The following is a 15,324-nucleotide window of genomic DNA, read 5'->3' as shown; positions in this document are numbered from 1 at the left end:
ATTATACTATAACAATCTACTTCAATTTTGAGATTACTTTAATAATTTCATTTTTATCCAATTCTACTTTTGTTGCTGGGAAGGTTACACTTTTATATATTGCTTTTTCATAATCGGTTTCTTTATTTACACCAGACTGGATATATGTTCCAATTTCTGAATATTTGTTTTGTTTTATATCAAAAGTTATTTTTTTATCATCAGAAAACCTTTCGTCTATTTCCCTATATACTTTATAGGAAACCAAATTATTTCTATTCTTTATTAATTGCTTCGTAAATCTTGTTTCGTCTTTAGATTTCTGTTCAACAGAAAATAATATTCCATTTTTATAAGTATAAGAAATTATCCAATCTGACTTAATATTTTCATTTTGAGAATTTATAGTGGTCATTTTTACATTTAAAATTCTGAATTTTTTATATTTATATTTACTTTTTGAATTTAAATATTTCAGATTTTCCAATTTAAAAATATCTTCCTCCAAAAAGTCATCAATCAGGTCAATTAATTCACTTATATTTCTATTATCCAACAATTCTTTTTTTAAATAAGAAAAGTATGCCTGGTTAAGAAAAAATGTACTTTTGTCTATATTTATCGATTGATTATTATCAATAAAACTAATATCTAGTTTCCGGGATTCATTATCTGCCCCTACAATCTCAAGCAATAATTTATCATTTGCTATTTTACTAAGCTTATAATTTGTATATGCAAAACTATCAGCTTGATCTGATGAGCTTGTGGTATATACTTTTACTTTTTCTTTTGTGTAGACATAAGTATAGATATAATAAAATGTTTTATTATATTTTTCCTTTAAAGTTTTATCTCCTGCTCTGACTTCTTTAACCTGATAATTTTCAGCTATCCCTAAATTATAATAAGATTGGCTTAATAAAAAAGGCTGGAATAGGAATATAAAAATATATTTTATAATTTTTCTTAAGTACATTATTTTTATTTAAGTAATTTATTAGGTGTTAATTTCCAAAATATACTTTCCCCTGCTGTAATAGTTCCAGAAATACCATTAGGTTCTTTAACTCCTGTTTCATAATAAAAATCACCGGTTTTCCAATTTTTAGAATCTTTAAAAACAGCTGAAGGAATGGGATATTTTGCTTTATCTACAGGCTTTCCATTTTTATCATTTTTAGTAAAATGTACATGCTCTCCATGATCCTTTTTAGAATCATGTTTATTTTTTGGTTTTATGGTATAAATAGATTGTGTACTATGTGCAGCAATAAATTTATCATAAATAGCTTTTGGAATTTCTATAAATTTATACTGTTTAAATTTAGCATGCCCTATTGTTTTATATGGTGTTTCTTCAGTAGCTCCCCATGCGAGAAAATCTGTTCCATCCCAATACTCTGCTCCATTTGTAATGTCTTTTTCATTTGTAAGTACTGCAATCATAGCCATTCTTGTATGATTTGCTTTACTTTCCTCATTGGTATCATTTAAATTTCCTTTATCAGGAACACTTGAATATGATGAAGCTAATATAGTTTTCCAAGATTTACCAGCTTTTACAGATCTATTATAGCTGGTGAAGGCTATACATTTTAACTCTATCAAATCATCCATTCCCGCTTCTTTAAATACTACATCACCAACACTTATAAAATCATCATGTGTAATTTTTAATTTTTTCGCATCAGTAAATGTGTCCTTTTCTTTTCCTTTGCAAACATATACATCATTTTCTGCCCCTTCTTTTTGTCCTTTAATATTCCCTTCATATGTTCCATCATAGTTATAATAATAACCATTCTTTTTTGTTTCTTTCAAAGGTACCAGCTGTGCCAGCACCTCAGGCCTTGCATTATTTATATTCTGCTGGGTAGGCTCGGCAGTTTGTCCGTGAAATGCAATTTTTATACTGGGAGCATTGCTTACCGCACAGGTAGCTTTAGAATCTTCAAGAAGAGCTTTCCCATTATTATCCTCTACGGTGATCTGATCGTAGAATCCGTCCCATTTTGTTACAGCAGGAGCACAGGGACCATTATTCAGCTTTTTGCAGCTTCCGAAGGAGTTTTTTTCAAAGGTGGCACCAATATCAACATGAGTTGCCATTAACTTTTTCTTGCCTTCTTTATCGTTGATGTACCGTTTACTTTGGGTTTTCACCATAAGCTTATCTGTAGTTGTTCCGAAATCGCAACGGCAGACAGCACCCTGGCATACCAGATGTTTCTCGCTCATTGTATTTTTGTGTTTTTTAGTGTATATGATTATATTACCCCTGATTTTTTTATCAATCAAGGTATTACAGACGGCCAATATTCAGTGTAAAAGGTTTAAAATTATCCTGAATAAAGTATCAGGAATTAAAAAAAAATTATACAACTGAATTTTTTCAATCTGATAGAATTGTAATTCTAAACAACAGAAAATAACAATAAGACTTAGGTATGTTTTGCTTTTTTGAAGAGAAAAAATGTTTTCATGATAACTATTTTTAATGATTTGGTATATCAAATATAGGATTTCTGCTGATAAATTTCAATATAAATCTTTATTTCTCCATTCTGATAGAAAGTTGACAATTCTCCTTCAACAGAAGAAATGTATTTTGTATTCTTGTCAAGTCTGTATTCCAGGTTCAGATATCCCCTTTTTCCTCCTACTTCTTCATCATCTTTTTCCTCTCCTTTTAGGTGAATTAAAATTTTATCATGTTCTGTAAAGACTTTCTGCAATGAAAATTGTGCATCGTAAGAAACAGATTCATCAATTGATGAAAAATAAAAGCTTAAAGATTCTGTTTTCTGATAATCAGTGTACGAAGTATATAATGGTAAAAAGAAAACAGGATAAAAAATATTGGCATAAAGTTCAGCAGGATCATCGTCCACGGATTCATAAAAACGGTCCAGTTTCCCAATAAAATCATGGGCTATAGCTCCCACATAATATTGTTTTATTCTGGGTAAACATTCTTTCTTCCAACGCTTCTGAATATCTTTTCCGTTTAAAATTTTATCAGGACTACCGTTTTTTTTCAAAGAAAAATCTAATGGATAAAGAGCTTCCGATGCCATTTCTGCCAGTTTTTCCATCATCTGTTCCAATTCCTGATCGTTTACATACATCTTTCTTTTTGTAACAGAGGTTCTGTTTTCATTCCCTCTATGAATATCAACAAGATAATACATCTGAATTTCTGATGACAGGTCTTTTATCAGTACCCCATAAGTAAGATCAGCAGGAGTATCAGGAAGTTCAATTCTGGAGTCAAGTAAATCCTTATTTTTCCATAGATTCTGTTTATCTGCAGGAATATAAAGGTATTTTAAATATTTTGGAAGATGATCTGGAAGTATTTCATGCAACGCACAATGCTGATTATGAAAATCAATCAGCTCTTTCTTGGGGATATTAAATTGCTGAGACAAAATATCTAAATCAGCCAGATTCTCTATTTTAATTCTAATACTTTCCATGGTTATTCATCTTATACTAATATCGGAAAATAAATTAATGAATCAAAAAAAAATCCCCTAAAAAGCCTGACACTTTCTAAGGGATTTTATTATTTTAATTTTAAATTGATAAAATACAGTGGTCTTAATTTACTATATCACTTCATCAATATTATAATTCTTATGCTCGCGGTTTGTTCTGATAATCATTTCTCCCAGGAATCCTGCTACAAATAACAATGTCCCCATAATCATCATGGTTAAAGCAATATAAAACCAAGGATTATTGGTGATTAAATGACCATAAATGCCTCTTGCCACATCAATCAGTTTTGAAACCCCTAACCAAAGTGCCGAAAGGAAACCGAAGATAAACATTAAAGTTCCAACTGCTCCGAAGAAATGCATTGGCCTTCCCCCAAAACGACTTACAAACCAAAGGGTTACCAGATCCAAAAATCCTCTTACAAATCTTTCAGTACCGAATTTTGAAGTTCCGTAAGGTCTTGCCTGATGCTGTACTTCTTTTTCCGTAATTCTTCTGAAACCTGCATTGGCAGCCAATACTGGAATATAACGGTGCATATCTCCGTACACATCTACAGATTTCACAACCTGTCTTTTGTAAGCTTTCAAACCGCAATTGAAGTCATGAAGATAAACTCCTGAAACCTTTCTAGCAGCTGCATTGAAGAGTTTTGACGGAATATTTTTGGTCATTACATTGTCAAAACGTTTCTTCTTCCAACCGGAAACAATATCATAATTATCCTGAACTACCATATTGTACAGCTCCGGAATTTCTTCCGGAAAGTCCTGTAAATCGGCATCCATGGTAATAACCACATCTCCGTTTGTTCTTTCAAAAGCAGCATGAAGTGCCTGAGATTTCCCATAATTTCGGGAAAATTTAATTGCATGGATCTGAGGATACTGTACTTTTAAGTTCTCAATAATACTCCACGACAAATCCGTACTTCCATCATCTACAAACCAGATCTCGTAAGATAAATTACTGGTTTGGCAGACTTTATCAATTCTTGAAAAAAGCTCTTCCAGAGAGTCTTCTTCGTTCAGTAACGGAATAACTATAGATAAGTTCATTTAATTTTAATAAAAATTAGTCTTGATTTGTTTCTTCGGGTTGATAGATACTTCTTGTTCTGAAAAATGCTCCGAAAAACACCGACAAAACTACGTAAAATATAAGAATTGCTGCAAAATATCCTGAAAAATGACTTGCGGTAAGCATATCTTTTCCTTTTACAGCCTCCGGACTGAAGCTCTGAAGCCTCTCGTTATACTTCTGATCCAGCTCGTCAATATCTTTCTGATGCTTTAAAATTTTTCTCGCCGAAGTATATTCTGTATCCAATTCCGACTTCTGTCTTTGAACATATTGGTAGTTCAAAAGTTTTTTAGCATCCGTATCTGCAAAGTTCAAAAATGCATAAATACTGAAAATCGAAAGAATTCCTCCGATGAACATCGGAATGAATGCTCTTTTGAATGCTTCTTTAAAAGTTACCACTCTATGGTTGTTCCAATACGTTTTTACGGACCAGAATGCAGCTCCGGCATATAGAATCGGCAACACGAAAGCGTTGGCTTTCAATGAGATGTCAAAATAGTTAATTCCTGAGAAAAAAGTATATACTACAAAGAAAACGATCATTGTAGCTATAAAAAGTATAATTCCTAGTGTTGATGGACTTTTCGTCATGTTAAATTTTTTAGAAAAAAGTTGAAAAATTATCCCCCTATATGTCAGCGATTTAGCTCTACGACTGCATTTTTTCAACAAATTTTCTTTAATAAAGTTTTGAAGTTTACAAATATTTCCTACCTTTGCAACGGCAAGTCCTAAACAACCAGCTCCTGAGAATCCTCCAGGGTGGGAACGCAGCAAAGGTAATCGGTCGTAGCGGTGTGATTTAGGTAGCTTGCCATTTTTTTTTGGTTTAAAGTGAGAAGAGAGGTAATTTGATAATTATCTTTTTTTGTTTTTAATACCTTACGCATCATTTCCATTTTTCTAATTTTTCAGATTACTTCTTTCCCGTTATTGATTAAAACTCGAACGTCTCTCCTAATTTTGGTAAAACAAGTTCTACATTTTTATCAGCAAAATGCTTTAATGCACTTTCATGATTGATCTTAATGGCTGGGAATGTATCAAAGTGACATCCGATTACTTTTGGAGTTTTTAATAATTCTGCTGCTGCAAAAGATGCTTTTCTCGGGCACATTGTGTAGTGGCTCCCGATAGGAAGGATAGAAAGGTCAATATTCCCGTATAATCTTGGAAACAACTCCATATCTGCCATTACTCCTGTATCTCCAGCCAAATAGATGTTCTTACCTTCAGGAAGTCTGAAAATATACCCTACTGGAACGCCACCGTAGCTTCCATCTGGAAAAGAACTTGTATGGTGAGCCGGAACCATGGAAATTTTAAGATCGTCGATTTTTGCCGATCCTCCTAAGTTCACATCGTCTGTATTTTTAGCCTGTGTAAAGTATCCGCAAACTTCTGGTACACCAATCACAGTTGCTTCCGGATAATGCTGTAATACTTCCGCTACATCCGCAATATGATCTCCATGAGCATGGGTCAACAGAATGTAATCGATTTTTTGAGCGGTAATATCAAAACTTGATTCCGCTTTTTTGTAGTTGTAGAAAGGGTCACTTAAAATTGTTTTGTCCTTGTACGTGAACAGAAAACAATTTTGCCCTAAGAATTGTATTTTCATTGTAAATTTAATTTCAATTATTATTAAACACAAATGACTCAAACAGTTTCATAAATAACACAATGAGGTTAGTGATATTCGTGAAAGCATTCGTGCCATCTGTATTTTTTAAAACGCAAAGCGCTGTTTGTTTACTTTAACTATTTCGACGGGAATTTATCTTCAATAAGTCTCAGATTGATCCCATGTTCCAAATATGCCTTACAACCGTCTAAAACAGTCGTAAAACCGCCTGTATTATCATTAACCTGTCTGAGTAGCTCTTCACCCGTTTGAGTGAATCCATAGCTCTTAATGACAACGAGAGTCCCATTTTCCATGGTTTTAAACTCATAGTCTACGTTTACTGAAGGTTCTCCCCATACTGTTTTAATCAGTTGGTTCGAAATAATCTGATGAACGTTGACCACGTTTTTCACGCCGTACATTTCCCATTCCCAGGTTACCGTTTTTCCTTCTTCTAATTTTCCGGTAGATTTTGTAAACCAGAAATTAGTGGTTACTTCAGGATTGATGAATGCTTCAAAAACATCTTCAATCGGTTTTCTGATAAGCATTTGTGCTTCAACATAGACATTGGAACTCATATATAATACTTTTAGATTTAGTTAAATAAATTAAGTCCGGCTGCCGTAAGAATAGCCATTACAAACGTCATGATTCCCACCTGCTTTAAATACTGGTCTAATTCTTTTGGTTCTTTTACCGACATGATGCTTCTTCTCAGCTTCGCTAATGGGAATAGCAGAATCATTACGATGAACACATAGTAGTTTTGCTGCTGTATAAATCCGTTTACTCCTAAAAAGATAAGGATTAATACCAATGGAAGCTGCAAAAGGATCATTTCATAGATCATTGCATTTTTGAATCCGATTCTTAATGCAAAGCTGTTCTTTCCTGATAGTTTATCACTTTCAATATCTCTCATATTGTTCAGGTTCAAAACTGCCATACTCATCATACCTACTGCAGTTCCCGGCAATAGCATATCCCAGCTGAATGTTTTTGTAAACAGGAAATAACTTCCGCATACGGAAACCAATCCGAAGAAGATAAATACAAAAATATCTCCCAATCCCATATATCCGTAAGGCTTCTTCCCTACTGTATATCCGATTGCTGCTAAAATACAAGCCACTCCCAATCCTATGAAAGTATAAAATTCATTCATATACTCTGGAATGAAAGCAACGTATAACAACGCAATGGTAGCCACAAAAGATAATGCTGAGAAAAGAATGACCGCATTTTTCATTTGCTTGGCAGTAATTTTTCCTGATGCTACAGCTCTTGCTTCGGCTTCATTAATCCTTTTTGCATCTGTTCCTTTTACCCCATCACCATAATCATTGGCATAGTTTGATAAAATCTGATACAAAAGGGTCACTAAAAGTGCCAGTGCAAAAATTTTCCAATCCCACGTTCCACCTTCTCTGTACAACCTCCATTTTGCAATGAAAGCTCCCATAATAATTCCGCTTAATGACAGCGGTAAAGTTCTGAGCCTTGCGGCTTTTATCCAATCAGTCATAAATTTATAAGTAATGGGCAATGGGTAATAAGTAATGAAAAGGATTCCTCATTATTTATTACTCATCACCAATGTTATGATATCCATTGATCGTCTCCGAAGTTTGGCTTTCTTTTTTCAAGGAATGCATTTCTTCCTTCTTTAGCTTCTTCTGTCATATAAGCTAAACGGGTTGCCTCTCCTGCAAATACTTGCTGACCAACCATTCCGTCGTCTGTAAGGTTCATGGCAAACTTCAGCATTCTGATAGACATTGGAGATTTTCCTAAGATTTCCTGTGCCCATTCATAAGCAGTATCTTCTAATTCTGCATGAGGAACAACTTTATTTACCATTCCCATTTCGAAAGCTTCCTGAGCGGAGTAGTTTCTTCCTAAAAAGAAAATTTCACGGGCTTTTTTCTGTCCTACCATTTTGGCAAGGTAAGCAGATCCGTAACCACCGTCAAAACTTGTTACATCAGCATCTGTTTGCTTGAAAATTGCGTGTTCTTCACTTGCTAAAGTAAGATCACAAACCACATGAAGTGAGTGTCCTCCTCCTACAGCCCATCCCGGAACTACCGCAATTACCACTTTCGGCATGAAACGGATCAGACGCTGAACTTCCAGAATATTTAAACGGTGTCTTCCATCTTCTCCTACATATCCCTGCTCACCTCTTGCTTTTTGGTCACCACCACTACAGAAAGCCCAGCCTCCATCTTTAGGGCTTGGTCCTTCTCCTGAAAGTAGAACTACTCCTATTGAAGGGTCTTCTGAGGCATCATAAAAAGCGTCATATAATTCTGAAGTTGTTTTTGGTCTGAAAGCATTACGTACTTCCGGTCTGTTGAAAGCGATTCTTGCTACACCATTGCATTTTTTATAGGTAATATCATCGTATTCCTTAGCGGTTTTCCACTCGATCATTTTGGTAAAATTTTTCTCAAAGATACGGAATTACAGAGAATTTTCAGGGATGAAATTTTGAATACCAATGATAAATGATGAGTAATAAGTAATCAATAATAAATGATATTTTTATTAAAAACAAAAGCCGAAACATTACTGTTTCGGCTTTTTATATTGAGTTATAAAATGATTATTTTGCTGGTGCAGCTGCGCTTAGCTCAGCTTCTTTAGCTTTCATTTCTTTCACTTTATCCAGATTTTTAGTTACTAAATAAATTTCTTTTAGTGTACTTACTGCATCAATATTTTTAGGATCTACTTTATACCAGCTTTCTGCAAAAGGCAGAGCTTTAGCAAATCTTTCTTTTCTTGCATCAATCAGTTTAGTAGCTTCATCCGGCTTATCTTTTCTTAATGCATTGATTTCTGTTACAACTTTAGAATCATCTCCAATTGTAGTATATACAAGGTTCTGATAAGCATTTGCAAAATCAGGCTTAAGTTCAATTGCTTTTTTAAATGATTCTAAAGCATCATTAACGGTAGCCGGTGTTTTTGCCTGCATTACCCCAAGATTATACCAGTTCGTTGGATCATTAGGATTTTTTGCTAGCTGCTCTTTTAGATTGGTAACGAATTTATCCATATTTCCTGACTGAAGATAAGCAGTAGTTTGGCTTTCCTTCAACTTAGCACTATTTGGATATTTAACCAGTCCTTTTTCAATAATTACAAGAGCTTCATTCGGCTTTTTAGCATTAAGAAGCAATAAAGATAAAGTTTCATAAAGATCTACTTCTACACCTGCAGACTGCTCTGTTTTAAAATCTGAATAGTCAGAATTTTTTTTCATAAGCTCCCAGGTAGTTTTATCTAATGGTACGATCTGTCCACTTTTCTTTTCTTTAGCAGTATAAGTAGTTTCTACTCCTGTAAATCCTGAGTTTACAAGATCTGTATATATTTTAATAGCCGGATCATTGTTGTTGGCTAATGCATGACTAAGTCCTGCATAATACATATATATCTTGTTATCCTGGCCATTCGCTTTCAATAAGTCGTAAATTTCTACAAACTTAGGGGCTGCAACTGCATAATTTTTTGCATTGTATGCATCCATGGCTTCTTTATTAGTAGCCTGAAGCTTAGCATTTACATCTCCCTTCTGCGCAAAAGCAAAAGCAGATGCTACGATAGCCATACCTAAAATTAGTTTCTTCATAATAACTATTTTATATTAATTGTACATTTATTCTTCAGAATCAGAATTCTCCTCAGCCTGAGGGGCTGCATTATCATCTTCAAGATTATCAAATAAAGACTCCATTCCTTCCTGAACTTCTCCTTCAGCATCTTCCATACCTTCGATCTCTTCAGAATCTTCTTCTACATCTTTATCCATTTCTACTTTTGCAATAGCTGCAATTTCGTCATTTTTCTTAAGATTGATCAGCTTCACACCTTGTGTATTTCTACCCATTACTCTCATTTCATCCATTCCCATTCTGATGGCAACACCGGACTTATTGATAATCATCAATCCATCTTCGTCTGTTACGTTTTGAATAGCAATCAGATGTCCTGTTTTTTCGGTAATATTTAGGGTGATAACTCCTTTTCCGCCTCTGTTTGTAATTCTGTAGTCTTCTACTGCAGTTCTCTTACCGTATCCTTTTTCAGATACTACAAGAACTGTTTCGTTCTCCACATCATTCACAACAATCATACCAATAGCTTCATCATCGTCCTCCATAGCAATACCACGAACCCCGATAGATCCTCTACCTACTTCTCTTACTTTTTCTTCAGGGAAACGGATACACTTACCATTTTTAGTAGCAATCATGATCTGAGAAGTACCATTTGTAAGGTAAGCTCCTAATAACTGGTCATTATCTCTAATTTCAATAGCATTTACCCCATTTACTCTTGGTCTTGAATACGCTTCCAATGACGTTTTCTTAATGGTACCATTTTTAGTTACCATCACTACACTCATTTGGTTTACATATTCAGAATCCTTAAGGTTGTTTGTTCTGATATATGCTTTGATCTTATCATCCGGTTCAATGTTGATAAGGTTCTGTACTGCTCTTCCTTTTGCGGTTCTTGAACCTTCCGGAATTTCAAATACTCTTAACCAGTAACATCTTCCTTTTTCTGTAAAGAACAACATGTATTGGTGGTTGGTTGCCGATACAATATATTCAAGGAAGTCTGAATCCCTTGTTGTAGCTGCTTTGTTACCTACACCACCTCTACTCTGAATTTTATATTCTGAAAGTGAAGTTCTCTTAACATATCCTGCGTGAGAGATAGTAAGAACTACAGATTCGTTCGGAATAATGTCTTCAATAGACATTTCTCCTCCTGAGTAATCAATTTCAGTTCTTCTTTCGTCACCGTATTTTTCTTTAACTTCGATTAATTCGTCTTTGATAATCTGGAATCTTCTTGGCTCATTAGCTAAGATATCTTCCAAATTAGCGATCTCTTTCATAATAGCATCGTACTCATCACGGATCTTATCAAGTTCCATTCCTGTAAGACGAGCTAATCTAAGATCCAGAATTGCCTGAGCCTGAATATCGGAAAGTTCAAATGCTTCAATTAAGCCTTCTTTTGCCGCCTGAGGGTTAGCACTGTGACGGATGATTGAAATTGCTCTATCTAAAGAATCCTGAGTTCCAATTACCTTCATGAAGCCTTCAAGAATGTGCGCTCTTTCTTTCGCTTTCTTAAGTTCAAACTGAGTTCTTCTCACGATTACTTCATGTCTGTGCTCTACAAAGTGGTGAATGATATCCTTAAGGTTCAACTGCTCCGGTCTTCCGTGTACTAACGCAATGTTATTAACACTGAAAGAAGTCTGAAGTGCTGTATATTTATATAATAGGTTCAGAACTACATTCGGGATCGCATCATTTTTCAATTCATAAACAACACGAAGTCCTTTTCTGTCTGATTCGTCTCTGATCTCGTGGATACCAGGAATCTTCTCGTCTTTAACAAGCTCCGCAGTTCTGGCGATCATTTCCGCCTTATTTACCTGATAAGGAACCTCTGTTACGATAATAGCATTTCTGTTTCCAATTTCTTCGAAGTTAACTTTCGCTCTCAGAACTACTCTACCTCTTCCGGTATGGAATGCATCTCTTACTCCGTCGTATCCGTAAATGATACCTCCTGTAGGAAAATCCGGAGCGATAATATGCTGCATTAGCTCATCAATAGTAATGTCTTTATTATCAATATAAGCACAAATAGCATCTACAGACTCAGAAAGGTTGTGTGGCGCCATGTTTGTTGCCATCCCTACGGCAATACCCGAAGCTCCGTTTACCAGAAGGTTAGGAATTTTAGTAGGCATTACGGTTGGTTCCTGTAAGCTGTCGTCAAAGTTATTCTGGAAGTCAACAGTTTCTTTATCAAGGTCAGAAAGAACCTCATCAGAGATTTTTTTCAGTCTTGCTTCAGTATAACGCATTGCTGCTGGCGGGTCACCGTCCATAGAACCGAAGTTACCCTGCCCGTCTACCTGAGGATAACGTAAACTCCATTCCTGGGCCATTCTTACCATCGCGTCATATACAGAGGAGTCTCCGTGCGGGTGATATTTACCCAAAACATCCCCAACAATTCTCGCAGATTTTAAATATTTTCTATTCGAAAAAACCCCTAATCCATACATACCATAAAGTACTCTTCTATGAACGGGTTTCAAGCCGTCTCTTACATCCGGTAACGCTCTTGAAACGATAACGGACATCGAATAATCGATATAAGACGACTTCATTTCATCAACAATGTTGATAGGAATCAGTCTTTCTCCTTCTTTTTGCATAAACAAATTTTATTATAATGATAGTCAGACTTTTAGCTGAAAGTCTGAAAATTATTTATTTCCAATTTTTATTAACGGGCTAATTTACGAAAAAAATGCCGATTTTTGTGCTAGAATTTATCCACAAAATCTTAAAAATTCTTAAAATATGAGCGTATTAAGTATAACTTTCCACTGCACGAAAAATAATCTGGAAGAATGGGAAAATTATATTGATGAAACCCTGATTTTAATGACTGAAAATCTGATGGATGTTAACCAGTACATCTTATCTGAAGTTCACAGCGACTATATTGATGAAGGAAAAAATTATAATCTTCTTCTGATCTTTGATAATGATGAACTGAGAAATGATTTTCTTGAAAGTGAATTGAAAAATATAGCAGAACGAATTGAAGCTCAATTCGGGCAAGAAGTACTGATCTTCGATACCCTTCTGAATCCGAAAAAATCGAGACTGTAATAGTAGACAAAGCAAAAGCACTGAAAATTTCAGTGCTTTTTTATTTTATCTGTGATGTCTGTGACCACGGCCTCTGTGATGATAACCACGATCGTCATAGATATATACTTTTTTCACCTGTCCGGGTGCATAATATCTTGCACTTCCTCCATACACTCTTTTTGCATGACCAGGCGGCATTCCCCTTCTCTCATGAACTACACAGGATGATAACACAATCGCTATTACACCTCCTGTTACAATTTTCAACATACTTTTCATTATTTCACTTTTTCAAACTTAGAAGCGAAATATATCAAGGTTAATGCCAAAAAGGATGTTGGAATTTCCGATTTTCATCTATTTTTAATACCCACCTCTCTTTTTCACCTGTCCGGGTGCATAATCTTTTGCACTTCCGCCATATATTTTTTTAGCCTGTCCTGGTGGAATTTTCTTAGGTCCATTACCGTGATCATGAACAACACATGAAGTCATCATTAACATTACGATAAGTGCTCCTGTGATTTTAATCATATTTTTCATTATTTCTGCTTTTTCTAATTCAATACATATTCTATAACAAGGTTCAGGCCAAATGGTTTAAGGTTCAAGGTTTAGGGTTTAAAGTTGATTTTCTACAATAAATTCTTTTTGCCACTTCATTACTCATTGCTAAATGGTCTCGCTTCTTTTCTCCATCAGGACAAGATCTTTCCATTCTCCATTGAGCTTTCCTAATTTTTTACGAACGCCTACCATTCTGAATCCATTTTTCTGATGAGATTTGATGGCCATTTCGTTTTCGGAAAAGAGATTGGTCTGCAATGTCCAGAATCCATGGTCCTCGCTATCCAAAATTATCTTTTTAAGCAATATGGAACCCAATCCCCTTCCCTGGTATTCGTTATCGAAATAAATGCCTACTTCTGCCACTCCTTTAAAAGCTTCTCTTTTGCTTACCGGTTTCAAGGCACACCATCCTACTACTTCATTATTTTCGTTTTCAAGTACCCAACGACAGTCATTGAAATATTCCATACTCCAGGCTTCTGCTGTAGGAACTTCGGTCTCCAAAGTAGCAATACCGCTTTCTATGCCCTGTCTGAAAATTTCCAACACTCTTGCTTCATCGCCGGGAAGCATTTCTCTTAATTCGTAATTCATAGGATTAATGATATTTTCTTTTTGATTTTCTTTTGATTCTTGCGTAATGGGTTTGTTTGCTTTTCTCATCCTGAGAGACTACACTGATATTCCCATCTACTTCTAAAACAGACAGTTTAACATCTTTTATATTTTCGATGCCATGCTCTCTGATGGCTTCTTCTAATTCATTTTCAGTAATTTTAACCCGATTTAATGCTGTCTGATCTGCAATTCCATCCCTTATCAAAATAACGGGTTCATCCTGCATAAAGGATTCAAAGGAGCGATTGGAAAACATGAGTCTTTTCAGAATGAAGTTAGCAGCAAATAAAACTAAAGCTGCCACAATACCGCCCTGCAGTGAAGTATCCGGTCCAACCATTGCATTCTGAACGGCATTCGAGATCAGCAATAACAGAACAACATCTCCTGCATTAAGCTGGGAAAGCTGATTTTTACCAAATAAACGGATAGCGATTACCATAAAAAGGTAGACGCAAAGGGAACGAACCGCAACATTGAGAATAGGATCCATCATTTTTTATCTATTCAAATGTATTGATTTTTTGGTATTGATTAATGAATGAATACAAATAACTTCTGTATTGGTACAAGATTTGAAAAAGCTTATCCAAACCCTTATTCAGCAATGCAAAAACAATTATTTTTATATCTCGGGATCTTCTTATTCTTTATCAGTTGCAAAAAGATGAAAGAAAAGGAGCTAATATGACAGACACAGACACAGCCATTACTCAAAAGATCAATGAGCTTTACTCCCAGTATGGAAAATCTAATGAAGCAGTGTACAATCAACCTATTTCTGATGATTTATTTTCCCCGGAATTGAAAAAGACATTAGAAACTGCCATAAATGCTTCAAAAGCAGATATTGAAAAAGTGAAAAAAAGTGATCATCCGGATGAGAAACCTCTGATCTTTGAGGGAGCAATATTTTCAAGTTTATATGAGGGCTATACTCATTATACCATACAATCTATTGATGTAAAAAGTAATACAGCAGATGTTATTATTACGCTTGAACATGCAGGTGCAACTGTTGATCCGGAAAAGGAAATTCCTACGGCAGTGCCCAAAGTAGTATGGAACGATAAGATCCATTTTGTAAATATTGCCAATACCGGCTGGAGAATAGATAATATCACTTTTGATAAAAAATTCTCTAATTCAGAAGATCTTAAAACAAGTCTTACTGATTTTATCCAGTATTCAAAACAATAAAAAAGCCGCTTAAAAAAGCGGCTT

17 protein-coding genes and 1 other RNA gene are annotated in these 15,324 nt (G+C 35.0%); 3 read left to right on the top strand and 15 right to left on the bottom strand.

Annotation, left to right across the window (positions count from 1 at the left end):
• Positions 1–16: 16 nt before the first annotated feature.
• The 5 genes from BOQ64_RS13785 to BOQ64_RS13765 all read right to left on the bottom strand — a co-directional run bounded on the left by BOQ64_RS13785 (position 17) and on the right by BOQ64_RS13765 (position 5,163).
• Complete coding sequence (locus BOQ64_RS13785) at positions 17–958, bottom strand: hypothetical protein (protein WP_129057409.1); 942 nt, start codon at positions 956–958, stop codon at positions 17–19.
• Positions 959–963: 5 nt separating this feature from the next.
• Positions 964–2,220 (bottom strand): DUF4280 domain-containing protein, encoded by a 1,257-nt coding sequence (locus BOQ64_RS13780; protein ID WP_129057408.1) that lies wholly within the window; start codon positions 2,218–2,220, stop codon positions 964–966.
• A gap of 272 nt (positions 2,221–2,492) precedes the next feature.
• Positions 2,493–3,461, bottom strand: a complete 969-nt coding sequence (locus BOQ64_RS13775) for a hypothetical protein (protein WP_129057407.1) — start codon at positions 3,459–3,461, stop codon at positions 2,493–2,495.
• 132 nt (positions 3,462–3,593) lie between these two features.
• On the bottom strand, positions 3,594–4,544 hold the full coding sequence (locus tag BOQ64_RS13770) for a glycosyltransferase family 2 protein (protein WP_129057406.1): 951 nt from the start codon (positions 4,542–4,544) through the stop codon (positions 3,594–3,596).
• Between the two features lie 16 nt (positions 4,545–4,560).
• Positions 4,561–5,163 carry a DUF4199 domain-containing protein gene (locus tag BOQ64_RS13765; RefSeq protein ID WP_129057405.1) on the bottom strand — a complete coding sequence of 201 codons (603 nt, stop codon included), beginning with the start codon at positions 5,161–5,163 and terminating at the stop codon, positions 4,561–4,563.
• A gap of 131 nt (positions 5,164–5,294) precedes the next feature.
• Here BOQ64_RS13765 and ffs point away from each other — a divergent pair.
• An RNA gene (gene ffs, locus BOQ64_RS13760) (signal recognition particle sRNA small type) lies at positions 5,295–5,392 on the top strand.
• 117 nt (positions 5,393–5,509) lie between these two features.
• Here ffs and BOQ64_RS13755 read toward each other — a convergent pair.
• The 6 genes from BOQ64_RS13755 to gyrA all read right to left on the bottom strand — a co-directional run bounded on the left by BOQ64_RS13755 (position 5,510) and on the right by gyrA (position 12,467).
• Positions 5,510–6,196 (bottom strand): metal-dependent hydrolase, encoded by a 687-nt coding sequence (locus BOQ64_RS13755; protein ID WP_129057404.1) that lies wholly within the window; start codon positions 6,194–6,196, stop codon positions 5,510–5,512.
• A 140-nt stretch (positions 6,197–6,336) separates the two neighbouring features.
• Positions 6,337–6,783: an SRPBCC family protein gene (locus BOQ64_RS13750; RefSeq protein WP_129057403.1), complete on the bottom strand. Its 447-nt coding sequence runs from the start codon at positions 6,781–6,783 to the stop codon at positions 6,337–6,339.
• A gap of 17 nt (positions 6,784–6,800) precedes the next feature.
• Positions 6,801–7,730, bottom strand: a complete 930-nt coding sequence (menA, locus tag BOQ64_RS13745) for a 1,4-dihydroxy-2-naphthoate octaprenyltransferase (protein WP_129057402.1) — start codon at positions 7,728–7,730, stop codon at positions 6,801–6,803.
• Between the two features lie 74 nt (positions 7,731–7,804).
• Positions 7,805–8,641 (bottom strand): 1,4-dihydroxy-2-naphthoyl-CoA synthase, encoded by an 837-nt coding sequence (locus tag BOQ64_RS13740; RefSeq protein WP_129057401.1) that lies wholly within the window; start codon positions 8,639–8,641, stop codon positions 7,805–7,807.
• Between the two features lie 172 nt (positions 8,642–8,813).
• Complete coding sequence (locus BOQ64_RS13735) at positions 8,814–9,845, bottom strand: tetratricopeptide repeat protein (protein ID WP_129059732.1); 1,032 nt, start codon at positions 9,843–9,845, stop codon at positions 8,814–8,816.
• 27 nt (positions 9,846–9,872) lie between these two features.
• Positions 9,873–12,467, bottom strand: a complete 2,595-nt coding sequence (gyrA, locus tag BOQ64_RS13730) for a DNA gyrase subunit A (RefSeq protein WP_129057400.1) — start codon at positions 12,465–12,467, stop codon at positions 9,873–9,875.
• A gap of 148 nt (positions 12,468–12,615) precedes the next feature.
• On the opposite strand from gyrA, the gene BOQ64_RS13725 reads away from it, so the two are divergent.
• Complete coding sequence (locus BOQ64_RS13725; RefSeq protein ID WP_129057399.1) at positions 12,616–12,930, top strand: DUF4286 family protein; 315 nt, start codon at positions 12,616–12,618, stop codon at positions 12,928–12,930.
• 45 nt (positions 12,931–12,975) lie between these two features.
• Here the strand turns inward: BOQ64_RS13725 and BOQ64_RS13720 are convergent, their stop codons facing one another.
• The 4 genes from BOQ64_RS13720 to BOQ64_RS13705 all read right to left on the bottom strand — a co-directional run bounded on the left by BOQ64_RS13720 (position 12,976) and on the right by BOQ64_RS13705 (position 14,593).
• Positions 12,976–13,182 (bottom strand): hypothetical protein, encoded by a 207-nt coding sequence (locus BOQ64_RS13720; RefSeq protein WP_228448375.1) that lies wholly within the window; start codon positions 13,180–13,182, stop codon positions 12,976–12,978.
• 93 nt (positions 13,183–13,275) lie between these two features.
• Entirely contained in the window at positions 13,276–13,455 is a 180-nt protein-coding gene (locus BOQ64_RS13715; RefSeq protein WP_129057397.1) for a quinol oxidase subunit 4, read from the bottom strand.
• Positions 13,456–13,584: 129 nt separating this feature from the next.
• On the bottom strand, positions 13,585–14,076 hold the full coding sequence (locus BOQ64_RS13710) for a GNAT family N-acetyltransferase (RefSeq protein WP_129057396.1): 492 nt from the start codon (positions 14,074–14,076) through the stop codon (positions 13,585–13,587).
• A gap of 4 nt (positions 14,077–14,080) precedes the next feature.
• On the bottom strand, positions 14,081–14,593 hold the full coding sequence (locus BOQ64_RS13705; RefSeq protein ID WP_129057652.1) for a DUF421 domain-containing protein: 513 nt from the start codon (positions 14,591–14,593) through the stop codon (positions 14,081–14,083).
• Between the two features lie 194 nt (positions 14,594–14,787).
• Here BOQ64_RS13705 and BOQ64_RS13700 point away from each other — a divergent pair, with 194 nt between their 5' ends.
• Positions 14,788–15,300 (top strand): hypothetical protein, encoded by a 513-nt coding sequence (locus BOQ64_RS13700; protein WP_129057395.1) that lies wholly within the window; start codon positions 14,788–14,790, stop codon positions 15,298–15,300.
• Positions 15,301–15,324: the final 24 nt, after the last annotated feature.

Origin of the sequence: Chryseobacterium sp. CH25, from assembly GCF_004119455.1 — a bacterium.
Taxonomy (GTDB): domain Bacteria; phylum Bacteroidota; class Bacteroidia; order Flavobacteriales; family Weeksellaceae; genus Chryseobacterium.
Note: the sequence above shows the minus strand (reverse complement) of the source record. Positions and strands in the feature narration are given on the sequence as shown.